The organism is Pectobacterium artocarpous (assembly GCF_046159765.1).
Classification (GTDB): Bacteria; Pseudomonadota; Gammaproteobacteria; order Enterobacterales; family Enterobacteriaceae; genus Pectobacterium.
Genome location: NZ_JBJXVK010000011.1, coordinates 38,657 through 64,487 on the forward strand (window position 1 = coordinate 38,657; position 25,831 = coordinate 64,487).

The window sequence follows — 25,831 nt, forward strand, 5'->3', positions numbered from 1 at the left end:
CCCTTACAGGAAACGGATACAGACAAAAAGCCGTCTGGTAATGGCCTGCATTCAGCTCGTTAATGACGTTTTTAACACACGGGAATAGCGAACAAACGTAAAAATACAGCATGCCGTCGCCAGCATCGCCATCGCCGCACCGATGAAGCCGATATCAGGCAGGCCCAAATGGATAATCACCTGATTGCCCAGCAGCGCACCACCGCCGATCCCAATGTTATAAATCCCCGAATAGAGCGCCATTGCTACGTCGGTGGCATCCGATGCCAGCGTCAGCACTTTGACCTGCATACCCAGGCTCAGCGCCATAATGGCGATTCCCCAGACGATACACAGCGTCGACAGACTCCAGCTACTGAATGACAACGGCAGCAGTAACAGCAAGCACACGGCCAGAAATGCGAACGACACAATCAGGAATCCCGCCGGATATTTGCTGCTGTAGCGGCTAAACAGCATGCTGCCAATGATGCCAGCGCCGCCAAAAATCAACAGCAAGATAGTGGTGAAGTTCTCACTCAACAACGCCACTTTCTGGATAAAAGGCTCAATATAACTATAGGCGGTAAAATGTGCCGTCACGATCATCACCGTCAGGCCGTACACGCACAGCAATGCCGGACGCTTAAGCAGGAGAGGCAAACTCTTCAACGAGCCAGAATTGCTGCTCGGCAACACGGGCAACAGCCGCATCAGACCCAGCATAATCACGGCGGCGATCAGGCCGATGAGGACAAACGTCACGCGCCAGCCCAGATACTGTCCAATCACTCGCCCCAGCGGTAGCCCCAGTACCAGCGCCAGTGCCGTTCCGGTCGCCAGCAGGCTTAACGCCTGCGCTTTTTTATCCGCAGGCGCCAAGCGTACCACCAGTGATGCAGTAATTGACCAGAACACCGCGTGGGCCAGCGCCACACCGATACGGGCAATGACCAGCACCCAATAATTCCAGGCCAGCCCGGACAACACATTGCTGACAGCAAACAGAATAAAGATTTTGATCAACAGACTGCGTCGTTCCATATCGCTAGACAGCAGCATGCAAGGCAACGACATCAGCCCCACAACCCAGGCATAAATCGTGATGATCAACCCAACCTGCGCGGCGCTCATGGAAAAGCTGGCGGCAATGTCTGACAGCAGCGCGACAGGGGCAAATTCCGCGGTGTTAAAAATGAATGCCGCCAGAGAAAGGCTGACGACACGTAACCAAGCGGTCGAACGAGGAGAACGGGTCATGGTATTGATATCAAAAGTTAAAATAAAAAAATTCGCCCTCTGCCATGGCAGAGGCTAGCGCGATGGAGCAATGGTACAGGGAAAAGATGACATCGCCGTGTAATTGACGAGCGGCCAAGGGTGTTTCAGCGTGCTTTTATGAGGATGTCAGCCAAAAGCCTGAAGACAGGTAAAGGAACATTCATGAGCATCATTTTTGGTGCTCATATTCTACGCGTTCTATCTCATATTGTGCTGATTTTTTCGGGCCGAATTTTAGACAAAAAAAAACCCTCCATCATGGAGGGCGAAAAGACAGGGATGGTGTCTATGGCAAGGAAAAACAGGGTGTGTACCTACTACACATTTACTACTCGGACTGCACTACGTTTACGACTTACTCCACTAGCGCGACTACTCGGGATTGCTTGTCGTGCCTGATGATGGCACGGCCATCTGGTTAAACATCGATACCTGCTGCTGCATCTCTTTCATGCGGTGCTTATGCTTCAGCTCTAATATTTCTTTCTGCGCTGGCGTCAGCAGGTTGTACATTTGGTTGCGCACTCGGGTCATCTGAATCTGACGCTCAATCTGCACACTCATCATTCGGGTTATCTGCGTTCGCACCGCCGCTTCATCAAATGTTTCAGCCGTCACTAGCTTGTGCATGGCTTTAACATCTTCGGTGTTAAACGCCGGCTTGTCCTGACGGCTCTGGTGCATCAAATCGCGCATTTGCTGGCGCTGTTGCTCAGTCAACCTCACACCATCGAACATACTTTGCTGGCCGGATACCCCTTTTGTGGTGGAATCATCGATGTGCCAGCCGCTCGCCGAGACGTCTCCATTTTCTGCTGCAAAGGCGGTAAACGTGCCTAATATAAGCAGTGAAGCAAGAGATAAGGTTGCGAACTGTTGCATCAATAACTCTCCAGAGCGGTACGTCATTTTGTGAATCAATGAGCATGAGTCTACGCATCTTGCTGCAAACATCCGTCAGAGGATGTAAAACTACGTAAAGTCATGGAATAGCGCTAATCTATGTCGTATTTTGCCCTTGGAGGTAGAGAAAACATGAATAAAATTCTGCTGGTTGATGACGATAGAGAGCTGACAGCTTTATTGAAAGAACTGCTCGAAATGGAAGGCTTTAACGTCGTTGTTGCCTACGACGGTGAGCAGGCGTTACAGGTATTAGATAGCACTATTGACCTGTTATTACTGGACGTGATGATGCCGAAGAAAAACGGTATCGATACATTAAAAGAACTACGACAGCAACATCAAACGCCGGTCATTATGCTGACCGCTCGCGGCAGTGAATTAGACCGCGTTCTGGGTCTGGAACTGGGTGCCGATGATTATCTGCCGAAGCCCTTTAACGACAGGGAACTGGTGGCGCGAATTCGCGCGATTCTCCGCCGTTCTAATTGGACCGATCAACAGCAGGCGGGCGATAACAGTGTGCCGACGCTGGAAGTGGATGGCCTGCGTCTGAATCCCGGACGACAGGAAGCTAGCTTTGACGATATTGTGCTGGATCTGACGGGCACCGAATTTACGCTGCTCTATCTGTTAGCCCAGCGGCTGGGACAGGTCGTTTCCCGTGAGCATTTAAGCCAGGAAGTGTTGGGAAAACGGCTGACGCCATTTGACCGCGCGATCGATATGCATATCTCGAACCTGCGCCGTAAATTGCCAGAACGCAAGGACGGTTTGCCTTGGTTTAAAACGCTGCGTGGACGAGGCTATCTGATGGTATCCGCCGCATGATCAATAGTTTGACCGCCCGTATTTTTGCCATTTTTTGGTTGACGCTGGCGCTCGTACTCATGTTGGTACTGATGGTGCCCAAGCTGGATTCGCGCCAGCTTACCGCCTTGCTGGAAAACGAGCAGCGGCAGGGCATCATGCTGGAACAGCACATTGAAGCAGACCTTGCCAATACGCCCGCCAACGATCTGCGCTGGTGGCTACGGCTGTTCTGGGTGTTGGAGAAGTGGGCTCCGCCGGGACAGCGCCTTTTTCTGGTCACCAGCGAAGGCCGGATTCTCGGCGCGGAGAAACATGAAACCCCGATTGTGCGTAATTTTATCGGGCTATCGGATAACGCCGACCATCCGCAAAAGAAAAATTACGGCCGCATTGAGCTTCTCGGTCCCTTTGCAATCCGCGATGGTGATGACAACTACCAGCTTTACCTGATTCGCCCTGCCAGCAGCCCGCAGTCAGATTTCATCAGCTTGCTGTTTGACCGTCCTTTACTGCTGCTGATCTTCACCATGCTGATCAGTTCCCCGCTCCTCCTCTGGCTTGCCTGGAGCCTGGCGAAACCCGCACGTAAGCTCAAACACGCTGCCGATGAAGTCGCCAAAGGCAACTTACGTCAGCATCCTGAGCTGGAGTCCGGCCCGCAGGAGTTTCAGGCGACGGGCGTCAGCTTTAACCAGATGGTCAGCGCGCTGGAACGGATGGTTACCGCACAGCAACGCCTGCTGTCAGATATCTCTCATGAGCTGCGCACGCCGCTGACGCGCTTGCAACTGGCAACGGCGCTACTGCGTCGGCGTCAAGGCGAAGGCAATGAACTGAACCGCATTGAGACGGAAACACAGCGGCTCGATAGCATGATTAACGATCTGCTGGTGCTCTCACGCAATCAGCACAAGAACGAGCTGACCCGTGAATTCCTGCGCGCCGATGAGCTGTGGGGCAATGTGCTGGACGATGCCGCCTTTGAAGCCGAGCAAATGGGGAAAACGCTGGAAGTACCTTATCCTCCGGGGCCGTGGATGCTCTTTGGCAACCCTGCCTCACTCGACAGTGCGCTGGAAAATATCGTGCGCAACGCGCTGCGCTATTCTCATCATCACATCGAAGTGGCCTTCTCGGTAGATAATCAGGGTATCACCATCAAAGTGGATGATGACGGCCCCGGCGTTAACCCGGAAGATCGCGAACAGATTTTCCGCCCCTTCTACCGTACGGATGAAGCGCGTGACCGCGAATCCGGCGGAAGCGGTTTAGGCCTCGCGATTGTGGAAACCGCTATTACACAACACAAAGGCTGGGTCAAAGCAGAAGACAGCCCACTAGGCGGATTGCGCTTAGTCATCTGGCTGCCGTTACATCAGCGGTAAGTCGGAGAGGCTCCTCCTCCGCCGACGTTTCTTTCTATCAGAACATACCTCCTCAGGTGCCCAACAAGGGCACCTGTCACTTTCTGTTTATCTTCCCAAAGTTACACTGCATTGCGTTTTTTACGCGATTGCGTACAGTACGCCTACTCATGCCGAAAACAGGCAAGACCCGTGTTAAATGAAGGATACCAACCATGAAAGGAGTAACGCTGCTGGCTGGCGCACTGACCGCGTTAATGAGCAGTCAGGCATTCAGTTCCAGCGATGGAGTTTGCGGTTTTTCCGACTCAGAATGTGGCATGTCTGCTCAGCCTTACCTGCAACCGGGTAATGACACGCGTACGAATCTGATGTTGCTGCAAAGCCGCCTCCACGGCATTTCGCTTCCGTTACCCCATCCGTTGCCCGATCAAACGCGCTCACGTATCGATCCTTTCACAGCCTACCGAGTCATGGGACTCGCAGCCACGGAAACGCCTCAGACGTCAGAAGCAGGGGAGGATGTCACGGCGGATGCGCCCTACCTCTCGACGCTCAACAAAGCGAAGCAACTGCATCTTCCTTTATCCGTTCAGAGCACTATCTCCACGTTTTCACCTGACGATAACGAAGGACGGCATATTTCCAATGGGCTCTCCACGCTGGAAGCGTTTTTCGACGTCCTGTTGACAGACAAACAGCTCACCGAGGAACAGCGCCCGCAGCTGGCACATCAGCGGGTGAATCTCCTCAACCCGTTGTATACCCAAGAGGCGCTGAATGAGGGTCTGGTAAGCCTGCCGGACGAAGGGCATGCTGGCGCACTTATGCACTATCTGTTCGCGGTTCTGGCGTTCTATCAGGGTCACTTTGATGAAGCGGAAAGCGATTTTCAGGCGTTGGTATCATCACCACAACCTTGGGTAGCGGAAACCTCGCGCTACATGTTGATTCGCGTGGCAATCAATAAAGGCATGGAAAACGCGCTTGATGAATACAACATGTTCGATGCCAGTAAAGCCGATAAGGCCGACGCTCAGCTGGCCGTTCAGCATATTGATGACTACCTGAAGCAGTATCCCGAGGGACAATACGTCGATTCCGCTAACGGACTGTATCGCCGCGCCTACTGGATCATGAATGATACGAATGCCCTGGCGAAAACGTACCAACACGAACTGGACGGCACCACCGACGTCGAAGACCTCCTTGAATTGAATGATGAGATAGACAATAAGCTGTTGGAAAATAGTCAGTTTACCAGCGCGCCGGACAGCGCGCTGTTGACAATGGTGCAGGATCTCAAGCGATTCCGTTCCGATGAAGGCTGGCTGGCATTACCTGCCTTATCCGCCGATGAGCTGGTCGCACAGAAGCCGCTGTTTGAGCAAGACAACATGCAGGAAGCATTTAGCTACCTTCAAGCCGCACAACTATTTTATGGTCAAAAAGATTACGCTGCCGTGGTTAACAGCGTTCCCGCGACACAAGCAAACGATCTAACCGATACCGTGCGTTTTAGTCTGCAAGTACTGCGTGGTCGGGCGCTGGTGCATCTGGAACGCTGGGATGACGCCGAGGCGCACTGGCGCCAGTTGTTAACGCGTAATATGGGCTATACCCAAAATCAGTTCCTGCAACTGGCGCTGGCGGAAACGCTGGTCAAGGCGGGTCACCCCGAACGGATCTTTACCGCCAACAGCCCGGTGAAAAACCTGCGTTTCCGTTCCGCCGTGCTGAAGATTAGCGCCAACGCCGATTTGCTCCGTCAGCAAACAGGTCCGCAACAGAGCCATGAGGAGCGGGCTATCGCGCTGCATACATTGTTAACCAAATCGCTGACTCATGGCGATTACGCCAGCTATCTAAAAGATGTTCAGTTGCGAAAAGACATTGCACCGCTGGTCAGCAGCGAAAATCAAAGCTGGAATCAGGAAGATCTGACGGCGTTTGACTGGGATGGCAGCGACACCGAAGAAGACTATCAATGTCCGGCGCTTAATGACGTGGTCTCGACGTTAAATCAACGTCCCCACGACGCCCGTGCGATTAACTGCCTCGGCGAATTCTTCCTGCGTACCAATAACAGCGTGGGCTTCGACTGGGGTGAAGGTAGCATGTTGAGTGGACTCACCAACGCGCCAACGCAATTCGTCGGCACCGAATATAATCGTCTGGATGGTTATATACGGGTGATTACCGATCCGAAAGCGCCACCGGAAGACAAAACCTATGCCCTGTATCGCGCGGTCTACTGCTATGCGCCGAGTGGCTATAACGACTGTGGCCCACAGGAAATCAGCAAGGCAACCCGCAAAGCCTGGTTTACCCAACTGAAAACCAAGTACAAAGGCAGCGTGTGGGCAGACAAGCTCGATTATTACTGGTAACGCCGTCAATCGTGCTGACCAGCCTGCTTGCATTCTTTACGCAGGCCGCTTCCGTTAACGCAACACCTTTAACCACCCACGCGGCACCCGCCATCGTTGATGCTACGCGCTATCAGGATTTCTGGCTGTGGGCGGCGGTAAAACCGCAGCCCATCCTGCATCAAGCACAGACGCTGTACTTGCATCAGGGAGAAGTGGCTCGCCGTCAGGGCAAAGTCGTTTTCCTGCGTCAGGGGATTCCGCCCAGTCAGCTGCGCGTGAATCGCGTCTGGTTGGCTTTCCGCATGACCACGCTGGAGCTTTCCGAACGCCATCTGAACCGGATGCTAAAACTACGGGAAAAGTGGCAGCGCCACGGCAATCAGGTTGTCGGGATTCAGATTGATTTTGACGCGAAAAGTTATCAGTTGGCTGGCTATGTCGCGTTTCTGACACAATTGCGCGAACGTTTACCCGAGGATTGTCAGCTCAGCATTACCGGGCTGCTCGACTGGTCGAAAACCGGGGATGTGTCGGCGTTGAACCGTTTACAGGGCAAACTGGATGAAGTGGTGGTGCAGACCTATCAGGGGCGCAGCACCATTACCAACTACGCCGAGTACCTACCCGCGCTGCTGAAACTGGCTCTGCCTTTCCGGGTGGGATTGGTACAAAACGGCAAGTGGGAACCGCAGTGGCAGAAACGCCTTGCCACTTCACCCTATTATCGCGGGGAAGTGGTCTTTCTGGTAAATCCGCCACTGAAAAAATCCGCCACCGGCAGGCTGTAGCAAGCCGTGGCTACAGGCAACCGCCGAAGTCATTTTGCCGCCAGGCTTCATAGCTGATGATCGCCACCGCATTCGACAAGTTCAGGCTACGATTATTAGACTGCATAGGAATGCGGATACGGAAATCTGGCTCGAAGCCATTGCGAATCTCATCCGGTAGCCCCGATGTTTCCGATCCAAACAACAATACATCACCCGGCTGGTAGGTTGGCTGGTCATAGGAACGACTGCCTTTGGTGGTACAGGCGAAAATACGTTTGCCGGGAACCACGGCCAGAAAATCCTGATAGTTTTTATGACGGCTGACGTTCGCCAGATCGTGATAATCCAGCCCTGCACGGCGTAGCTTTTTCTCTTCAAAATCAAAACCCAGTGGTTCAATCAAATGAAGCGTACAGCCGTTGTTGGCCGCCAGTCGGATAATATTGCCGGTGTTCGGTGCAATTTGAGGCTCATAGAGCGCGATATGGAACATGAGATAACGTCAACCACGAAGGAAAATTCCGCCGCAGTATACCCCATCCCACAGGGCAACCCAAAACCTGTGCGCACCGGATTGCGGATTACTCTGCACGACGTTTTCATCCACAGCGATTACACTTAAGGAAATACATCAGCATAATGTACTGATAAAAACACGATGCGGGCATATAGCCTGTGTGGAGGTTTAATGAAACACGCTAAGACATTATTGGCCTGTGTCGCCCTACTCGGCCTGCCGCTTCTGGCAAGCGCCAACACGACACAAGCGCCCACACCTCAGCAGCAGTTTGAAAATGGCATCAGCAGCCAGAAACGGCTACAGCAAAATATGCAGCAGAGTCAGAAATTGCAGCAACAGCAACTGAATCAGCAGCTCCAGCAGCGTAATCAACAGTTGAATCAACAACGTCAGCAGCAGCTACAGAAAGATTTGCAGCGGTCACAGAGAACCACACCGCCACCACCGATTAAACAGAATCCCTGATCAACGGGTCTGCTCTTTTGGTTTTTTATTATCTTACGCGCGTAAAGAATTACGCTGAGGTGGGCATGACCGCCGGATGAGCGGTATGGACACCGCGAAAAGCCGGGGGTCACGGGGCGGCGGCGATTGAGCCGCACCGTGTCGGGCGCGTGCGACAGCGGTTGCAGAAAACCACGAGAGCAAACGCGCACGAAACATGACATAACACTAACAGAGTGCCTGACCACAGGCTTCCTCAGCCAAGCGTGGCTGACTATAGCCGCACTCCCATCAGCGTTAAAATCAACGGCGTGGTTAATGCCGCCATCGCCGTTGATAGCAGCAGGCTGGATGCCACCGGGCCGCCCAGCACATCGAACTGGCGAGACATCAGATAGACGTTGACGCCCACCGCCATCGACCCCAGCAACACAACCGCACGCGTTTCCATTTCCGGCAGACCGAGTGCGATCGCAATCCCCCAGATCACCAGCGGCTGCACCAGCAGCTTGATCGTGCAAATCGCCGTGCTAATCTGCCAGCCGTCGCGCACGCGGTATTCCGCCAGCCCCATTCCCAGCGCCACCAGCGACAGCGGCGCGGCAATCTGCCCCAGCATGGAAAGCGGCTGATCGACATACGATGGGAGCGGCAGGCCGGTCAGGCTGAACGCCGTACCGGACAGAATGCCGATAATCAACGGATTCTTCAGCACGCCCAGCGCGGTTTTGGTAAAACCCTGTAGCGACAATGCCCCGTTACGCGCCCATTCCACCGACACCGTCACCAGTGTCCACAAAATAAGCCCGTTAAACACCACCACCAACGCGACAGACGGAATCGCCTCTTCACCCAGCATCAGCGTGGCAATCGGCAGACCCAGCATCACATTGTTGGAAAAGATCCCACTCAGCGCAAACAGCGAGCCGGAGACGCCATCAAGATGAAAGATTTTGCGCGCCACGATCCGGCCTAAGACAAACACCAGCAGGCAGCCGCCGAAAAAGGCGATCAGCAGCCGGGCATCCACCACTGGACGCTTGGAAAAATCCGACATCAGTCGGAACAGCATGGCAGGCATGGCGACGGAGAAGACAAAGCGCGTCATACCGTCGGTCACGGTGGTTGGCCATTTACCGTAGCGAATCAGGCTATAGCCGAGCGCGATAAGAACAAAGAGGGGTAACGACAGAAAAATCTGGTGCCAAAGCGAAACAATAAATGCGGGCATGAAGCCACTTCCTTATTACCGGCACCGAGTCAGAAAGGGGATCCGTTATTACGGAGATATACCCTAAATAATTCGAGTTGCGTGACAAAACGTTAGCGTTTTGAACAACGCTATGCATTGGCCCGTTAGGGCAAGACCCATTTATGGCCTTGTAACGCGGCAACTGCGAGAATCCCCAGGAGCTTACTCAGGTAAGTGACTGGGGTGAGCAAAGGCAGCCAACGCACAAGCAGCTTGAAGTATGACGAGTATAAGGCAGACCTCAGCCGGTCGCGAAGTGTGCCCCAATTAAATCTATCCGGTCAGTACAGATACAGTCAACGCCCCAATCCAGCAAAGTTTGCGCGCGATCAGGTTGGTTAACGGTATAAACCAGAATGCGTAAACCCGCGGCTTTCAGCGCCGCGACACGTTCTGCCGTCAGCAGTGTGTGATTCAGATGGATGGACACGCACCCCAGACGCTGCGTTAGCGCCAGCCAGTCCTCTTCCCACTCATCCAGCAGCAGCCCGCGCGGGAGTTCCGGCACCGCCTGTTGCGCTGCTTCAAGCGCATCGATAGAGAACGATGACAGCAGTGGTGCAACTGGATGGCCCGCCCACAGCTGACGCGCCGCCAGCGCAATCACCCGCCCGGTTTCTGTTTCATATCCGGTGGTGGGTTTAATCTCAATATTAGCCGCCATACCGTACTGTGCGCAGCGTTTTGCCACTTCCGACAGCAAAGGCAGGCGTTCACCGACAAATTGATGACCGTACCAGCCGCCGGCATCCAGCCCGACCAGTTTGTCCCACGGCAGTTCGCCTGCAATGCCCCAGCCGTTGCTGGTGCGCTCAAGCGTGTCATCGTGCAGGAGGAAAATCTGGCCGTCCTGCGACAGCTTGGCGTCAAATTCGATCATCTTGTGACCGAGGCTCGCACCGACATCAATCGCCGCCAGCGTGTTTTCCGGTGCCAATGAACCACCGCCGCGATGGGCGACAATGCTCGGGTAAGGCCAGATCGTTTCCATTATTCCATCCGTAATCCGCTTTGCGAATCAAACAGGTGCCATGATGACGTCGGCAAATGCAGCCAGAGCGTCGAGCCAATAGCGGGACAATGTTCATAAGAGAGTCGGGCGATCACGTTTTGCCCGCCCCACTTGCCGTGCGCTAAGTTATCCGCCCCTAGCAGTTCGAGTGTTTCGATCTGTAGCGGAATACCGTCGGTTTCGCGCGTCGCCAGTTGAATATGCTCCGGACGAACCCCCAGCGTCAATGCTTTACCACTCCACTGCGGTTTCGGTTCAGGCAGCGCCAGCGCAATGTTTTCACCGATTTCAAAACGGCAGCCGTCATCGCTAATACGCCCTGACCAGAGATTCATCGCCGGTGATCCGATAAAGCTGGCCACAAACAGCGACGCAGGACGCCGATAGATCTCAGCAGGTGCGCCGATTTGCTCGGCAATGCCTTTGTTCATCACGATGACGCGCTGCGCCAACGTCATGGCCTCAACCTGATCGTGCGTGACGTACAGACTGGTGGTTTTCAGGCGCTGATGCAGTTGCTGCAATTCCAGCCGCATCTGTACGCGCAGTTTGGCATCCAGATTCGACAGCGGTTCGTCGAACAGGAACACCGCCGGTTCACGGACAATCGCCCGCCCCATTGCCACGCGCTGACGCTGGCCGCCTGATAGCTCACGTGGTTTGCGTTGCAGCAACGGCATCAGCTCCAGAATGCGCGCCGCATCTTCTACACGCTCACGAATCTGCGCCTTGCCAAAGCCACGAATTTTCAGGCCGTAAGCCATATTGTCAAACACGTTCATATGGGGATAAAGCGCATAGTTCTGGAACACCATTGCAATACCGCGATCTTTTGGTTCCAGATCGGTAACCCGCTCGTTATCAATATAGATATCACCGCTGGTGGTGCGTTCGAGGCCTGCCACCATGCGCAGCAGCGTGGATTTACCACAGCCCGATGGACCCACCATCACCACGAATTCGCCATCCGCGACATCCAGATCGATGGGTTGGATAATCTGTGTTTTGCCATCGTAAGACTTGGTGACGGCCTGAAGTTTTAAACATGCCATAAGCGTTTCCGAAATTCGTCTTGATTTATTTCTCGCTGTCGACCAGACCGCGAACGAACCAGCGCTGCATCAGTAGCACCACCAGCAGCGGCGGCAGCATGGTCAACAGCATGGCAGCCATCACCTGATTCCACTGGGTCGCCCCGTCGCCGGAGGCAATCATGCTTTTAATCCCGGCGACCGCGGTACCCAGATTGGCATCGCTGACAATCAGCAACGGCCACAGGTACTGGTTCCAGCCGTAGATGAACGTGATCACGAACAGCGCCGCCAGATTGGTTTTCGACAGGGGTAAAACCATGTCGAAGAAGAAACGCATCGGGCTAGCGCCATCGATACGCGCCGCTTCCATCAACTCATCCGGCAGCGTCATAAAGAACTGGCGGAACAGGAAAGTGGCGGTCGCCGAGGCCATCAGCGGCAGCGTTAAACCGGCGTAGCTATCCATCATGTCCAGCCGCGCGATCACTTCCACCGTCGGGAAAATACGTACTTCCACTGGCAGCATCAGCGTCAGGAAAATCATCCAGAAGAACAGATTGCGCAGCGGAAAACGGAAATAGACGATGGCGTAAGCAGACAGGATCGAGACGGTGATTTTGCCCACCGTAATCGCCAGTGCCATCACAAAGCTGTTGAGCAACATCAGTCCGAACGGCGTGGTGTTGTTACCCGCACCATGCAGCCAGATATAACGCAGGTTTTCCAACAGATGAGAACCGGGGATAAGCGTCATCGGTGCCTGAAAGACTTCCTGGTTATCCAGCGTGGCGGCAACAAACCCCACATACAGCGGAAACAGTACGGCAAGGATGCCGACGATCAGCATGGCGTGGCTGAAAATAGTTAACCCGCGACGATTCTCAATCATTGCTATCGACCTTCATTGATAGTTCACCTTCCGTTCAACAAAACGGAACTGAATAATGGTCAGCCCGATAACCAGCATCATCAGTACTACCGATTGCGCTGCCGAACTGGACAGATCCAGCCCCGCGAAGCCCTCACGATAAATTTTGTAGATCAGCGTGGTCGTCGACTGCACCGGACCACCGGCCGTCGCGGCATCGATAATCGGAAAGGTATCGAAAAAGGCATACACTAGATTGACCACCAGCAAGAAGAAACTCACCGGCGAGATCATCGGCAGCACCAGATTAAAGAAACGCCGTACCGGCCCTGCTCCATCAATCGCGCCCGCCTCCACCAGCGAACGGGGAATGGATTGCAGCGCCGCGAGGAAGAACAGGAAGTTATAGCTAATCTGTTTCCAGACCGACGCCAGTACGACGAGAAACATTGCCTGACCGCTGTGCTGCGCATGGTTCCACGTATAGCCCAACAGCTCAAGAAAGTGGGTAATCAGCCCCAGACCGGGGTTAAACAGAAACATCCACAGCACGGCAGCGACGGCAGGTGCCACGGCATAGGGCAGAATGATCAACGTCTGGTACAGGCGGCTGGCACGGATCACATAGTCCACCAGCGCGGCCAGAAAGAGTGAAATCAGCATGCCAAACCCGGCTACCAGAAAGCTGAATATCAACGTGGTATAGAACGAATCGAGGTAGTACGGGTTATTGAACAGTTGCTTGAAGTTTTCCATGCCGACAAATTCACTGGATAACCCAAACGGATCCAAATTCTGCACCGAATACCACAGCGCCTGACCAGCAGGCCAGATAAAGAAAATCACGGTAATCAGCAGTTGGGGCAACACCAGCACATAGGGCAACCAGCTGCGACGAAAAACGGGGCGGGATGATGTCATGCGGTAACTCATTGCAAACAGAAAAGAAACAGGCCGATTCCCTTCGGCCCGGTATGACTCAGCAAAACGTCTTACTTCGTCGACTGCTCGAAGCGACGCAGCAGCGCGTTGCCGCGTTCTACTGCGCTATCCAACGCCTGTTGTGGCGTCTTCTTACCTGTCCATACGCTTTCTAGTTCTTCATCCACGACGGTACGAATTTGCGGCATGTTGCCCAAACGCAGCCCTTTGGTGAACGGCAACGGTGGCTTGTTCAGCATCTGACGCGTAGCGATATCCGCACCTGGGTTTTTCTCGTAGAAACCCTGCTTCTGCGTCAGCTCATACGCCGCAGTAGTGATTGGTAGGTAACCGGTTTTCTGGTGCCATTCAGCGGCATTTTCCGACTCGGTCAGGAACTTCATAAACTCAGCGACGCCTTTGTAGGTTGCGGCATCTTTGCCACCCATCACCCACAGGCTGGCTCCGCCGATAATGGCGTTTTGCGGCGCGCCTTTCACATCGGCGTCATACGGCATCATGCCGACGCCATAGTTGAATTTGGCGTGTTGACGAATGTCAGCTAGCGAACCGGAAGAAGCGGTCGTGATGGCGCAGTCTCCGTTGTAAAACTTCTCGGTCGGTTCATCCTTGCGCCCGAAATAGGTGAAATCACCCTTCTTGTTCATGTCCTGCAACAGTTGGATGTGTTTGACCTGCGTGGGCTTATTGAATTCCAGTACCGCATCGGTGCCGTCAAAGCCGTTGTTCTTGCTCGCAACGGGCAGGCCGTGCCAGGCGCTGAAGTTTTCAATCTGAATCCAGCCCTGCCAGCCGCTGGCATAGCCGCACTTCATCCCGGCTGCACGCAGTTTGGCGGTGTAATCCGCCATTTGCTGCCAGGTTTTCGGTGGCTGTTCGGGATCTAACCCGGCCTTCTTAAAGGCATCCTTGTTATAGTACAGCACTGGCGTGGAGCTGTTAAACGGCTGCGACAGCAGGTGACCGCTCTTCGCGTCGGTGTAATAACCGGAGACAGTCGGCACAAACACCGACTCATCGAAATTAATGCCTGACTCTTTGAAGACTTCATAGACAGGTTTGATGGCTTTACTTGCCATCATGGTGGCCGTACCCACTTCGTAGACCTGCAAAATGGCCGGTGCATTTCCCGCACGGTAGGCCGCGATTCCGGCAGCCAGGTTCTGCTCGTAGTTGCCTTTGTAGACCGGCACAATTTTTACATCGCTGTGTGCTTTGTTAAAACGGTCAGCCAGAGCATTCACTTCTTTCCCTAATTCGCCTTCCATAGAGTGCCAGAAAGGAATTGCTGTCGCGGCCTGCGCACTGGCGCTTATCAGCGCGAATGCCACACACGCCGCAGCGGTGCGAATAGCATGTGTTTTACGAATTGTGTTGTTGAACATGCCTGTCTCCTGCAATCAATTAAATGCGCCATCATCACGGCGTTTTTATGCGAAGGTAAACATGACATGCGCTTATGACAGAAAAATAACTGGAAGATGACAGGAAAGTGACAAATAGAGGGGAGGCATAAATCAAGAATTCACTTATGCTACAGGAAATAAATTTTACAGGTTTTCACTCAACATGGATGACAATCGGCGCAATAAGTGGAGTAACGGCCTAAAAACCGATCCTCAAGATAATGCTGACCGCAACTCTTTATACCACGCTATCTTGGCAGGAGATGAAAGCGGCGAAAGCCCATTGACGCTGCATGAAATTGCCGAGAATCAAAAGCGGTCTCATAACCAGCCGCCATCGTAATGCTAGAGTAATGAGGTGAAACCATAAAGTTCTATTAAACACTCTGACTACCACGATCAGGGCTATTTTCGAATGACATCAACGATAACGGTTTTAGGATCGTTGATGACACCTATATGTATCGTTTTATCTGAATCCGTCGACTTCCAATACTCACCCGTCGTGTCTGTGTAGCTCAGCGTAAAACCAAGCGACGCTAGATAGCCGCGTATGTTTGTCGCATCATTGGTGTGTTGAAACGTAATATTGCTGACTTCCAACGCAGGGCCATCAACCGTTGCATAGCCAAAATCATAGACAGGAGAAATGCGCGGGCAATTTTTAATGATGTCGTCCGTAAGCATTTCATATCGTCGGGTGTCCTGCTCCGTATAACGAGAACTCCCCTCCGTCAGAATGACTAATGCAGGCCAGTAATAGATAAGAGGCAAGGCAATTAGGATCGATATTACGAATGGTATAATTATCTTTTTTTTCATGTTATTTAAAAAAATGTGTTGTGAGTTCAGTGCCATCGTAGGATGCAATACCTACATTTCCTGACTCAAAGTCATTATAAGGTTGTATTGTTTGCATAAAAGAGGGGAGAAACCCTAACCGAGGTTGAGCATAATTTACATTCCTTTGTTTTTCATGAGTTTATTTAATTAACGACATCACGATAATACGTTTATTTCCACATTCGACTCAAGACGATAGTTAGGCCATCCCAATTTGACTATCCCCATCACCCCGCCACCAGCACCTCAACACCCATTTTGCTTAACGCGTCTTTGGCGGCGGCAGGCAGGCCGTCGTCAGTGATGATGCTGTCGAATACGCTGAGTGGCGAGGTGGGTGGCGATGCGACCGCATTTTGAGGTGTCACATAGCAGTACGCGTTTTCTGCTGGCTGAACATCACGGCGTTTTTTTGGCGAAAACAAACATGGCGCATGACAGAAAAATAACTGGAAGATGACGGGAAAGTGACAGAGGGAAGGGAGAGGTAAAAGCACCGATTAAACATACTATTTCATGCCACTATGATTGAGACCATTGTAGAAAACCCGTAATTTAGACTATAGTCGTTATTACTAGTCATGTTTAAGGATGAACCGTGGCGGTATACACAACGAAGCTCTTCGATAAAAAACTAAAAAGCGAAATGCTTTCTGATAGTTATCTTTGTGAGATTGCTCATGAGGTGATGAATGGCCGTGTTGAGGGTGACCTTGGCGGTGGTGTACTTAAAAAACGAATTGCATTGAATGCCGGAAAGAGTGCAGGAGCCAGAACCATCATCTTTTTCAAGCTGGGTTCTAATCTATTTTTTGCAGATGGATGGAAAAAAATCAGGTCAGGAAAGGCGTTAAAGAAATTCAGGATGATGAGCTGGCTGTTTATAAAGACATTGCTGGTGACCTACTACAACTTACCGTTCAACAAATAGCACAATTGGTAAAAGTGAAAGAACTACGAGAGGTGAAATGCAATGACTGCAAAGATTAAAGAGTTGCAGGAAATGGCGAAAAGCCTGCATGAACACGGGGGTATCACTGATACCACGATGGAACGCATCAATAATCGGGTTGCCGCACGGGAATTCCGTGAACGCATCGAGCAAGCTCACGCAATGAGCGGTGCAGAAATTCAGAACATGCGTTCCCGTTATAAAATATCGCAATCTTCTTTAGCTTACGCTCTCAATATGTCCGTTGAAAGCGTCTCAAAATGGGAACGGAATGAGAAGAAACCCTCAGGGGCTGCGCTACGTCTTCTTAATATAATCAACGAGAAAGGTCTGGATATTTTTGCCAATTAGGTCTCAACAGAATCACCCCGCCACCAGCACCTCAACACCCATTTTGCTTAGCGCGTCTTTGGCAGCGGCGGGCAGGCCATCGTCGGTGATGATGCTGTCGAATACGCTGAGCGGCGTGGCAAGATGGGTGGCGATGCGGCCGTATTTTGAGGTGTCGCACAGCAGGACGCACTTGCTGCTGGCTTCTACTGCCGCACGTTTCACCACCACCTTGTCTTCATTCGGCGTGGACAGCCCGCGAAGGCTCCATGAAGAAGCGGAGATAAAGGCGATATCAATAAACAGGTTGCGCAGCGCCTGCGCGACGGCTTCTCCAATGCAGGAGCGGTTTTCCCGACACAGCGTGCCGCCCGTGTGGATCATGCGGCACTGGCTGGACTCAATCAGAAAAGCGGCAATGGCAAAATCGTTGGTGACAATCACGAGATCGTCGCGTTCAGCCAGCTCGCGCGCCAGCGATAGCGTGGTTGTGCCCGCATCCAGATAAATGCAGCTATTCAGCGGAATGTGCTGCGCCGCCAGTTTCCCCATCGCCGCTTTCTGCTGGCTGAACATCACGGATTTGTCCTGATGCGACGGTTCGATCGCCAAACGTTCAGGAGAGCGCACACCGCCGGAGACGCTCAGCAGCAAGCCGTCCTGCTCCAGCTTTTGCACATCTCTCCGCACCGTCATGTGCGACACGCCCAGCCGTTCGGTCAGTTCGTTAATGCTTACCGCGCCGCGCTCGGCGATGAGCGCCAGAATCTGTTGATGACGTTCTACTGGAATCACGCTGTCCGTTCCCTGTTTGATAATGCTGATTTGATAGACATTCGGTTTGATAAAGACCGAATATGATAAATATTGTGAGAAACAGCCTATTTAATGACGATAATTATCATAAATTCACGTCATAAACTACGCCAGACATGACTGCATTCATCGTAATGCAACGAAAAATAATCGTAATTATTTGATATATAAAAATAATTAATGACACATCTTTCCCATCGGTGTTCAGCTACACTGAATCATCACGATCTCAATGTTAATTTATGTGATAAAAATCACCATAATTTGTTCTGATAGTCCTTATATTTAACACCATAGAACAAAAAATCACTAATTTTAACAAGGCAACCACGATGAAAAAGACTTCTGATTATGCTGTCGCCGTTATCGGTCTGGGTTCCATGGGTTTTGGCGCTGCGGCGTCCTGCATCAACGCCGGCCTGACGACATACGGCGTTGATATCAACCCGCAGGCACTTGAAAGATTACGTCAGGCGGGTGCGGCGCAGGCCGACACGCGTATTGATGCCTTCGCTGACAAGCTGGATGCCGTCGTGCTGCTGGTGGTGAACGCCGCACAGGTCAACGGGATTCTGTTCGGTGAACCGCAGGTCGCGGCGAAACTCAAGCCCGGCACCGTGGTCATGGTGTCTTCCACGATCTCTGCGCAGGATGCCAAAAATATTGAGCAGCTCCTGGCAGAACATCAGCTGATTATGCTGGATGCGCCGGTCTCCGGTGGTGCGGCTAAAGCCGCCGCAGGCGACATGACGGTGATGGCATCCGGCTCCGATCTGGCTTTTGAGAAACTGAAGCCAGTGCTCGATGCCGTCGCGGGCAAGGTCTACCGCATCGGCGAAGAAATTGGGCTGGGTGCGACCGTTAAAATTATCCATCAGCTATTGGCCGGCGTACACATCGCCGCCGGTGCAGAAGCAATGGCGCTGGCCGCTCGCGCCGACATCCCGCTGGATATCATGTACGACGTGGTGACCAACGCCGCCGGAAATTCCTGGATGTTTGAGAATCGCATGCGCCACGTGGTAGACGGCGACTACACGCCGAAATCTGCCGTGGATATCTTCGTGAAAGATCTGGGATTGGTTACCGACACCGCCAAATCGCTGCACTTCCCGCTGCCGTTGGCCTCTACCGCGTTCAACATGTTCACTGCTGCCAGCAATGCCGGATTCGGTAAAGAAGACGACAGCGCGGTCATCAAGATTTTCAACGGCATTACGCTGCCGGAAAAGAAGGAGGCGCCATGATCAAGCTAGGTGTAATTGCAGACGATTTTACCGGTGCCACGGATATCGCCAGCTTTCTGGTGAACAACGGGCTGCCGACCGTACAGCTCAACGGTGTGCCGCCGTCCGATTTTAAGGTTGAGACGCAGGCTGTGGTCATTAGCCTGAAATCGCGTTCTTGCCCGGCGGAGCAGGCGGTGGCGGATTCCCTCAAGGCGCTGGCGTGGCTGCAACAGCAGGGTTGCCAGCAGTTCTACTTTAAATATTGCTCCACCTTCGACAGCACCGCGAAAGGCAACATCGGTCCGGTAACCGATGCGCTGTTGGAACAGCTCGGTGAAACGCAGACCATCATCTCTCCAGCGCTGCCGGTGAACGGCAGAACCGTCTATCAAGGGCATTTATTCGTGATGGATCAGCTGTTGTCAGAATCCGGGATGCGCCACCATCCGGTTACACCGATGACGGACAGCAACCTGATGCGCGTCATGGAACAGCAGGCGGCGGGGCAATGCGGTCTGGTGCCGTATGCCGTGATGGATCAGGGCGTGGAAGCCGTCAAACAGCGGCTGGCACAGTTGAAAGAACAGGGTATGCGCTATGTGGTGCTGGATACGTTGAACGAACAACACCTGCTAACACAGGGTGAAGCGCTGCGCGACATGAAACTGGTCACTGGCGGTTCCGGCCTGGCGATTGGTCTGGCACGTCAGTTGGCAGACTCAACAAAACAAACCGGTTCCGCCACCGAGGCAGGCAAGCCACAATCCGGCGCAGGCGTTGTGCTGTCCGGCTCCTGCTCAGTGATGACCAACAAGCAGGTCGCTCATTACTTGAAACAGGCAGCGGGTCGCGCGATTGACGTCGCTCGCTGTCTGGAAAGCGATGATGCCCAGCAAGCCTACGTGCAGGAACTGGCCGACTGGGTAAAAGCACATCGTGATGACGCACTCGCGCCGCTGCTATACGCCACGTCATCACCCGACGAACTGGCGCAGATTCAGCAGCGCTGGGGCGCAGAAGCCAGCAGTCAGGCGGTGGAGAAACTGTTTGCCGCCGTCGCCCGCCAGCTTCAGCAGGATGGCTTCCAGCGCTTCATCATTGCGGGCGGGGAAACCTCCAGCATCGTGGTACAAACGCTGGGCATTCACGCGTTCCATATCGGGCCATCCATTTCTCCCGGCGTGCCGTGGGTGCGTTCTACCAATCACCCGCTCTCGCTGGCGCTGAAATCCGGCAATTTTGGTGATGAAGACTTTTTTGCCCGCGCCCAAAAGGAGTTTGCCGCATGAGTGAAAAACACCACAGCACCGAAACTGCGCTGAACAACGAGCAGCGCGCACGCGCGGAAATGGTCAAGCTGGGCGCGTCCTTTTTCCAGCGCGGCTACGCCACCGGTTCAGCGGGCAACCTCTCGCTGCTACTGGATGACGGCACGCTGTTGGCAACACCGACCGGCTCCTGCCTCGGTGAACTGGATGCAAATCGGCTGTCCAAAGTCAGCATGAACGGCGAGTGGATCTCTGGCGATAAACCGTCGAAAGAGGTCAGTTTTCACCTGTCGATTTACCGTAACGATCCCGAGTGCAAGGCGATCGTACACCTGCACAGCACCTATCTGACCGCGCTCTCGTGTCTGGAAGGGCTGGATACGCAGGATGTTATCAAGCCGTTCACGCCCTATGTGGTGATGCGCGTTGGTAAAGTGCCCGTCGTCCCTTATTACCGTCCCGGCGATGCGCGGCTAGGCGAGGATCTGGCGAAGCTGGCTTCGCGCTATAAAGCGTTCCTGTTGGCTAACCACGGCCCCGTCGTCACCGGTAAGGATCTGCGTGCGGCGGCGGACAACATGGAAGAGCTGGAAGAAACCGCCAAGCTGATTTTTATTCTCGGTGATCGAAAAATTCGCTACCTCACCGCTGACGAAATTACCGAGCTCTCTTGATGAGCCGAGGAGTTAACCATGCCTAAGTTTGCTGCCAATCTTTCTATGCTGTTTACCGACGTGCCGTTTCTCGATCGTTTCAAAGCCGCTGCCGATGCAGGTTTCACCTCGGTCGAGTACCTGTTTCCTTATGAATATCCGGCACCACTGCTAGCGGAAAAACTGCGGGAAAATGGCTTAAAGCAGGTGTTGTTCAATACTGCGCCCGGCAATGTTGCCGCAGGCGAATGGGGCGTCTCAGCCCTGCCCGACCGTATTGAAGATGCTCACCGGGATATCGATAACGCTCTGGAATATGCGCTGGCGCTGAATTGCCCTTCGGTGCTGGTGATGGGCGGCGTCGTCCCACCCGGTGAAGACCGCGCCGCCTACCAGCAAACCTTTATCGATAACCTGCGCTACGCCGCCGATAAGTTTGCGCCGCACGGCATCAATATCATGATTGAGGCACTGAGCACGAAGGTGAAACCCAATTATCTGTTCGCCAGCCAGTATCAGGCGCTGGAATTAGCCAATTTGATCGATAGGCCTAATGTTTACATCCAGTTGGATTTCTTCCATGCGCAAATTGTCGATGGCAACCTGACGCAAATTATTCACGATTTGGATGGCCGCATCGGACATATTCAAATTGCTTCGGTGCCTGCCCGCCATGAGCCCGATGAAGGAGAAATTAATTATCCGTTCATCTTTGCCGAGTTGGATCGCGTGAATTATGCCGGCTGGGTTGGCTGTGAATATAACCCACGCGGTAAAACCGAAGACGGGTTGGGATGGGCTAAACCCTATCTGAATAAATAAATCATTGCTCTTTTTATAACAAATAAACACCAGAGAAATATTTATAAAATACGAGAAAAGGTCAGATTCCCGCATTATTTCAGTGCGGGAGTCAGGTCACCCTTTTCTTCAAATAAAACAATAACCCACTACCTTTTCAGCCTCTGAATTGCAAAATGGGTCAATGAGGATAAGAATATGGCCACCTCGCTCTTACTCTGCATCGCTATCGCCGGGGTATTACTCCTGCTGCTGATGGTCATTAAATTTAAAATTCAGCCCTTTGTCGCGCTGCTGGTCGTCAGCTTGCTCGTCGCATTAGCAACGGGTATTCCCACTGGCGACGTAATGAAAGTGATTACTTCCGGCATGGGCGGTATTCTCGGTTCGGTGGCGATTATTATCGGCCTCGGTGCCATGCTGGGCAGAATGATCGAAGTGTCCGGCGGCGCGGAATCCTTAGCGCACCGCTTTGCCCAATTAATGGGGCCGGGATTAATGGTGGCGGCATTAACTATCGCCGCCTTTATTCTGGGTATTCCGGTCTTTTTCGATGTTGGCTTTATTATTCTCGCTCCGATTATTTACGGCTTTGCGAAAGTCGCGAAAGTCTCCCCGATTAAATTCGGTTTGCCCGTCGCAGGCGTGATGCTGACAGTGCACGTCGCGCTGCCGCCTCACCCCGGCCCGGTTGCTGCCGCTGGCCTGTTGAATGCGGATATCGGCTGGTTGACCATCATTGGTCTGCTGGTGTCGATTCCTGTCGGCATCATCAGCTACTGGGCTGCCAAAGCCATGAACCGCCGCAAGTACGCACTTTCCGTCGAAGTGCTAGAGCAGTTACAGCTGGCAAAACCGGAAGATACGACGCCTGACACCGCGCCCGTATCGGCTCCCTCGGCTGGACTGATCGCCGCGCTGATCGCGATTCCTATCGCCATCATTATGCTCGGCACCGTGTCCGCGACCATTCTGCCTGCCGGACACCCGGTACGTAATGTGATGTCGCTGGTCGGTTCTCCCGCCGTGGCGCTGCTGATTGCACTGGCTTTGGCGTTCTGGCTGATTGCCCTGCGTCGCGGTTGGTCGTTGGAGAAAGCCAGCGGTGTGATGGGCGATGCCATGCCTGCCGCCGCGATGGTCATTATGGTGACCGGTGCGGGTGGTGTGTTCGGTAAAGTGCTGGTGGAGTCGGGCATTGGTAAAGCGCTGGCGGATACGCTGACCAGCATTCACCTGCCGCTGGTGCCTGCTGCCTTTATTCTGTCGCTGGCGCTGCGTGCTTCACAAGGTTCCGCCACTGTCGCCATTCTCACCACCTGTGGCTTGCTGAGCGAAGCCGTCAGCGGTCTGAACCAGATGCAACTGGTACTGGTGACGCTCTCTGCCTGCTTTGGTGGATTGGGATTGTCACACGTTAATGACTCCGGCTTCTGGATCGTCACCAAGTATCTGGGGCTGTCCGTCGCCGATGGCCTGCGCACCTGGACGGTGCTGACCACGATCCTCGGCCTGGCCGGGTTCCTCTTTACTTGGTCATTGTGGCTGGTATTTTAAGCATAATACCGCCAGCACGCATCGTCGCTGGCGGTTCCCTTTAGGGGGAAAATATTTTCATTCTGAAAATCATCAAATCAATAGCAATTTCCGATCAAGAAAATACATACAATAAATAATAACTATCAATCTAACGATTAATGGGCATTTTACCCGCTTATCCAACCCTCGTCTTTTTTCTCACCACCTTATAGTGATAGATCAGCTCTGCATTAGCACATCAAATTCTCAGCCAGAAGAATAAATCAGAGATAAAGCCACCGATTGCTTCTTTTCGAACTACCCTTACAGGCATTTTCACAACACGCTTTCGTAGAAAAGAAATAGATTTCTTTCTGTAAACAGAATTACCCACCAAGGAATACGATGAATATGTTAAAAAATATGAGACTGGGAACGATGCTCGGTACGGGTTTCACCTTTGTCATTATTGTTGGCTGTCTTGTGGCGCTGTTTGGCCGTATGCAGCTATCCGAGCTCGGCGGCAATATCCAGCTTCTGTCGCAGATTCGCCTCACCAACCTACTGCAAATGCAGGACGTCAAAGACAATGTGAATACGATTTCACGCGCCGTGCGAAACATTGCGTTGATGGACAACCATCATGAAATGGAGCAAGAACATCAGCGAATTGAAAGCTTGCAAGAGCAAAACCTGGAAATACTGGAGGCGTTATACACTCGCGCAGTTTCTCCAGAAGCACGCGAACACGTTCAGAATTTGATGTCGCTCAGTCCGGCCTACCGTGAGGCACTGAACAAAGCCATCAATCTGGGCCTTTCGGGACAAAGCGAAGCCGCACGCAAGATGATATTTACCGAAATGCGCGATACACAAGACGACGTATTTAAAGCGCTTGATGAGATGATCGCCGTTCAGAAAAATTTAACCGTAGAAACCGCGGATACGTCGGATCGCCAGGCAACCAATGCCGGGACGCTGATGTTGATTGCTGCTGGATTGGCAGCACTTTTAGGTGCGCTGATTGCCTGGAGCATTACGCGACGCATCAAGAAACAGCTCGGCGGCGAACCTGTTTACGCCGTTGAGATTGCCCAGCAGGTTGCACAAGGTAATCTGGCGCTCGCCATCGAACTGACTCCCGGCGATAACCGCAGCGTGCTGGCAGCAATGGCACAAATGCGTGACAGCTTAAGCCAGACAGTAGATCAGGTACGACAAAGCAGTGAATCCATCGCAACGGGCGCAAATCAGATTGCTACCGGTAATACCGATCTCAGCCAACGTACAGAGGAGCAGGCGTCTAACCTGCAAGAGACGGCCGCATCGATGGAGCAGATGAATACGACAATTAAACAAAACACGGATACCGTTAATCTGGCATCCGAGCTGGCGCAATCAGCCAGCACGACAGCCAGTAAAGGCGGTGATGTGGTCAACAATGTTGTGACCACAATGGAAGATATTACCGCCAGTTCGCATAAAATTGGCGATATTATCGGTGTTATTGATGGTATCGCCTTTCAAACCAACATCCTGGCACTCAACGCCGCCGTAGAAGCCGCCCGAGCGGGCGAGCAAGGACGTGGCTTTGCGGTTGTAGCAGGAGAAGTGCGTTCTCTGGCGCAGCGTTCCGCTTCCGCAGCGAAAGAGATTAAAGAGCTGATCGAAGAAAGTGTAGCTAAAGTCGAGGCGGGTTCTCTGTTGGTCAACGACGCAGGTGTAACGATGGGTGAAATCGTCAAGCAGGTGCATCGCGTTGCGGAACTGCTTAATGAGATTGGCGTGACGACCCGTGAACAGTCACAGGGTATTTCTCAGGTCAATGATGCAGTGAATCAGCTAGATGCTGTCACCCAGCAGAATGCGGCGCTCGTCGAAGAGTCGGCGACAGCCGCTGACAGCCTGAGCGAACAGGCCCGTCGTTTGGTCGAACTGATGAGCGTTTTCCGTTTAGGTAACACGCCCGTTCAGACCGTACGACCTCAAACACCGTACCAGGCCACACAGACGCTGAGACTGGCTCCCCACACTGTTGGGAAAAACAATTCGCAGGATTGGGAATCGTTTTAAGTCTCTGATGCCAAACGGCGCTCTTCCCGCATTGTTTAAGGTGCGGGGAAAGCACCACTTATTTCGCCTGATCACCATTAAATTAAACTGTAAAATTAGCCAACTATCCTTCTTTTTATATTGATCCTTATCCTATCTGTCCCCCCTTTAATGCCAACAATTGCCGCAAATTTACCGCCATGCTTTCTAAGTGGATGAAACAAGAAATCCTATACAATAGCTAATGGAATAATGTATCTGTCTAGCCTAAACCACTGTTCTATACCAGTTGCAACGCGGCGGCAACGTGTTTACCTCGCCAATTGTACTGTCAACTTGACGTATGGCGTGTATATCAATCTGAATTCCGCTATCGCGATCGAAATAGTTCGTACGGCCTATTTCAAAC

The 25,831-nt window shown here is 52.8% G+C and carries 25 protein-coding genes and 1 pseudogene; 14 read left to right on the forward strand and 12 right to left on the reverse strand.

The genetic code is table 11. The features are described 5' to 3' along the window. Positions 1–51 precede the first annotated feature (51 nt). Both ACKQAD_RS09000 and cpxP read right to left on the reverse strand, forming a co-directional pair. The gene (locus ACKQAD_RS09000) at positions 52–1,239 is read right to left on the reverse strand and encodes a sugar transporter (protein ID WP_409159842.1); all 1,188 of its coding nucleotides are present in this window, start codon (positions 1,237–1,239) and stop codon (positions 52–54) included. A gap of 393 nt (positions 1,240–1,632) precedes the next feature. Beyond that, positions 1,633–2,142, reverse strand: a complete 510-nt coding sequence (gene cpxP, locus ACKQAD_RS09005; protein WP_409159843.1) for a cell-envelope stress modulator CpxP — start codon at positions 2,140–2,142, stop codon at positions 1,633–1,635. A 153-nt stretch (positions 2,143–2,295) separates the two neighbouring features. On the opposite strand from cpxP, the gene cpxR reads away from it, so the two are divergent. The 4 genes from cpxR to ACKQAD_RS09025 all read left to right on the forward strand — a co-directional run bounded on the left by cpxR (position 2,296) and on the right by ACKQAD_RS09025 (position 7,500). Then, on the forward strand, positions 2,296–2,994 hold the full coding sequence (cpxR, locus tag ACKQAD_RS09010; protein WP_409159844.1) for an envelope stress response regulator transcription factor CpxR: 699 nt from the start codon (positions 2,296–2,298) through the stop codon (positions 2,992–2,994). Then, positions 2,991–4,361, forward strand: a complete 1,371-nt coding sequence (gene cpxA / locus ACKQAD_RS09015; protein WP_409159845.1) for an envelope stress sensor histidine kinase CpxA — start codon at positions 2,991–2,993, stop codon at positions 4,359–4,361. Before cpxR ends, cpxA begins: the two co-directional genes overlap by 4 nt. Before the next feature lie 194 nt (positions 4,362–4,555). After that, positions 4,556–6,730, forward strand: coding sequence for a PA5441 family protein (locus tag ACKQAD_RS09020; protein ID WP_409159846.1), 2,175 nt, complete (start codon positions 4,556–4,558; stop codon positions 6,728–6,730). Further along, positions 6,700–7,500 carry a DUF3142 domain-containing protein gene (locus ACKQAD_RS09025; RefSeq protein ID WP_409159847.1) on the forward strand — a complete coding sequence of 267 codons (801 nt, stop codon included), beginning with the start codon at positions 6,700–6,702 and terminating at the stop codon, positions 7,498–7,500. The genes ACKQAD_RS09020 and ACKQAD_RS09025 overlap by 31 nt, the downstream gene beginning before the upstream one ends. Positions 7,501–7,510: 10 nt before the next feature. On the opposite strand, the gene ACKQAD_RS09030 is transcribed toward ACKQAD_RS09025, so the two are convergent. Continuing rightward, positions 7,511–7,975: a tRNA (cytidine(34)-2'-O)-methyltransferase gene (locus tag ACKQAD_RS09030; RefSeq protein WP_409159848.1), complete on the reverse strand. Its 465-nt coding sequence runs from the start codon at positions 7,973–7,975 to the stop codon at positions 7,511–7,513. A 195-nt stretch (positions 7,976–8,170) separates the two neighbouring features. Between ACKQAD_RS09030 and ACKQAD_RS09035 the strand changes: the two genes are divergently transcribed. Continuing rightward, positions 8,171–8,467: a hypothetical protein gene (locus tag ACKQAD_RS09035; RefSeq protein ID WP_409159849.1), complete on the forward strand. Its 297-nt coding sequence runs from the start codon at positions 8,171–8,173 to the stop codon at positions 8,465–8,467. Between the two features lie 253 nt (positions 8,468–8,720). Here ACKQAD_RS09035 and ACKQAD_RS09040 read toward each other — a convergent pair whose 3' ends face one another. The 6 genes from ACKQAD_RS09040 to ugpB all read right to left on the reverse strand — a co-directional run bounded on the left by ACKQAD_RS09040 (position 8,721) and on the right by ugpB (position 14,939). Then, the gene (locus ACKQAD_RS09040; RefSeq protein WP_137741539.1) at positions 8,721–9,677 is read right to left on the reverse strand and encodes an AEC family transporter; all 957 of its coding nucleotides are present in this window, start codon (positions 9,675–9,677) and stop codon (positions 8,721–8,723) included. A gap of 262 nt (positions 9,678–9,939) precedes the next feature. Continuing rightward, the gene (gene ugpQ / locus ACKQAD_RS09045; RefSeq protein WP_409159850.1) at positions 9,940–10,689 is read right to left on the reverse strand and encodes a glycerophosphodiester phosphodiesterase; all 750 of its coding nucleotides are present in this window, start codon (positions 10,687–10,689) and stop codon (positions 9,940–9,942) included. Further along, positions 10,689–11,762, reverse strand: coding sequence for a sn-glycerol-3-phosphate import ATP-binding protein UgpC (locus tag ACKQAD_RS09050; protein WP_409159851.1), 1,074 nt, complete (start codon positions 11,760–11,762; stop codon positions 10,689–10,691). The genes ugpQ and ACKQAD_RS09050 overlap by 1 nt, the downstream gene beginning before the upstream one ends. 25 nt (positions 11,763–11,787) lie before the next feature. Beyond that, a complete protein-coding gene (gene ugpE / locus ACKQAD_RS09055; protein ID WP_409159853.1) occupies positions 11,788–12,633 on the reverse strand; it encodes a sn-glycerol-3-phosphate ABC transporter permease UgpE in 846 nt (281 codons plus the stop codon). 12 nt (positions 12,634–12,645) lie between these two features. After that, positions 12,646–13,533 (reverse strand): sn-glycerol-3-phosphate ABC transporter permease UgpA, encoded by an 888-nt coding sequence (gene ugpA / locus ACKQAD_RS09060; RefSeq protein WP_409159854.1) that lies wholly within the window; start codon positions 13,531–13,533, stop codon positions 12,646–12,648. 71 nt (positions 13,534–13,604) lie between these two features. Beyond that, complete coding sequence (gene ugpB / locus ACKQAD_RS09065; protein WP_409159855.1) at positions 13,605–14,939, reverse strand: sn-glycerol-3-phosphate ABC transporter substrate-binding protein UgpB; 1,335 nt, start codon at positions 14,937–14,939, stop codon at positions 13,605–13,607. A 184-nt stretch (positions 14,940–15,123) separates the two neighbouring features. On the opposite strand from ugpB, the gene ACKQAD_RS09070 reads away from it, so the two are divergent. Then, a complete protein-coding gene (locus ACKQAD_RS09070; RefSeq protein WP_409159856.1) occupies positions 15,124–15,303 on the forward strand; it encodes a hypothetical protein in 180 nt (59 codons plus the stop codon). Positions 15,304–15,365: 62 nt separating this feature from the next. Here ACKQAD_RS09070 and ACKQAD_RS09075 read toward each other — a convergent pair whose 3' ends face one another. After that, positions 15,366–15,782, reverse strand: coding sequence for a hypothetical protein (locus tag ACKQAD_RS09075; RefSeq protein ID WP_409159915.1), 417 nt, complete (start codon positions 15,780–15,782; stop codon positions 15,366–15,368). Positions 15,783–16,030: 248 nt separating this feature from the next. Beyond that, positions 16,031–16,196 (reverse strand): annotated as a pseudogene (locus ACKQAD_RS09080) (DeoR family transcriptional regulator); the annotation flags it as partial. A gap of 205 nt (positions 16,197–16,401) precedes the next feature. Between ACKQAD_RS09080 and ACKQAD_RS09085 the strand changes: the two are divergent. Then, positions 16,402–16,734: a type II toxin-antitoxin system RelE/ParE family toxin gene (locus ACKQAD_RS09085; RefSeq protein ID WP_409159857.1), complete on the forward strand. Its 333-nt coding sequence runs from the start codon at positions 16,402–16,404 to the stop codon at positions 16,732–16,734. A 42-nt stretch (positions 16,735–16,776) separates the two neighbouring features. Next, positions 16,777–17,106 (forward strand): helix-turn-helix domain-containing protein, encoded by a 330-nt coding sequence (locus ACKQAD_RS09090; protein WP_320764776.1) that lies wholly within the window; start codon positions 16,777–16,779, stop codon positions 17,104–17,106. A 12-nt stretch (positions 17,107–17,118) separates the two neighbouring features. Here ACKQAD_RS09090 and ygbI read toward each other — a convergent pair whose 3' ends face one another. Further along, positions 17,119–17,880: a DNA-binding transcriptional repressor YgbI gene (gene ygbI / locus ACKQAD_RS09095; RefSeq protein ID WP_271875518.1), complete on the reverse strand. Its 762-nt coding sequence runs from the start codon at positions 17,878–17,880 to the stop codon at positions 17,119–17,121. 353 nt (positions 17,881–18,233) lie between these two features. Here ygbI and ltnD point away from each other — a divergent pair, with 353 nt between their 5' ends. From ltnD to ACKQAD_RS09125, 6 genes are all read left to right on the forward strand, one after another. Then, entirely contained in the window at positions 18,234–19,148 is a 915-nt protein-coding gene (ltnD, locus tag ACKQAD_RS09100) for an L-threonate dehydrogenase (protein ID WP_409159858.1), read from the forward strand. Further along, entirely contained in the window at positions 19,145–20,419 is a 1,275-nt protein-coding gene (otnK, locus tag ACKQAD_RS09105) for a 3-oxo-tetronate kinase (RefSeq protein WP_409159859.1), read from the forward strand. Before ltnD ends, otnK begins: the two co-directional genes overlap by 4 nt. Continuing rightward, positions 20,416–21,072 (forward strand): 3-oxo-tetronate 4-phosphate decarboxylase, encoded by a 657-nt coding sequence (gene otnC, locus ACKQAD_RS09110; protein WP_409159860.1) that lies wholly within the window; start codon positions 20,416–20,418, stop codon positions 21,070–21,072. Before otnK ends, otnC begins: the two co-directional genes overlap by 4 nt. A gap of 18 nt (positions 21,073–21,090) precedes the next feature. Continuing rightward, a complete protein-coding gene (gene otnI, locus ACKQAD_RS09115) occupies positions 21,091–21,873 on the forward strand; it encodes a 2-oxo-tetronate isomerase (RefSeq protein ID WP_409159861.1) in 783 nt (260 codons plus the stop codon). A gap of 177 nt (positions 21,874–22,050) precedes the next feature. After that, positions 22,051–23,409, forward strand: coding sequence for a GntP family transporter (locus ACKQAD_RS09120; protein ID WP_409159862.1), 1,359 nt, complete (start codon positions 22,051–22,053; stop codon positions 23,407–23,409). 366 nt (positions 23,410–23,775) lie between these two features. Next, positions 23,776–25,443 carry a methyl-accepting chemotaxis protein gene (locus ACKQAD_RS09125; protein ID WP_409159863.1) on the forward strand — a complete coding sequence of 556 codons (1,668 nt, stop codon included), beginning with the start codon at positions 23,776–23,778 and terminating at the stop codon, positions 25,441–25,443. Positions 25,444–25,831 lie beyond the last annotated feature (388 nt).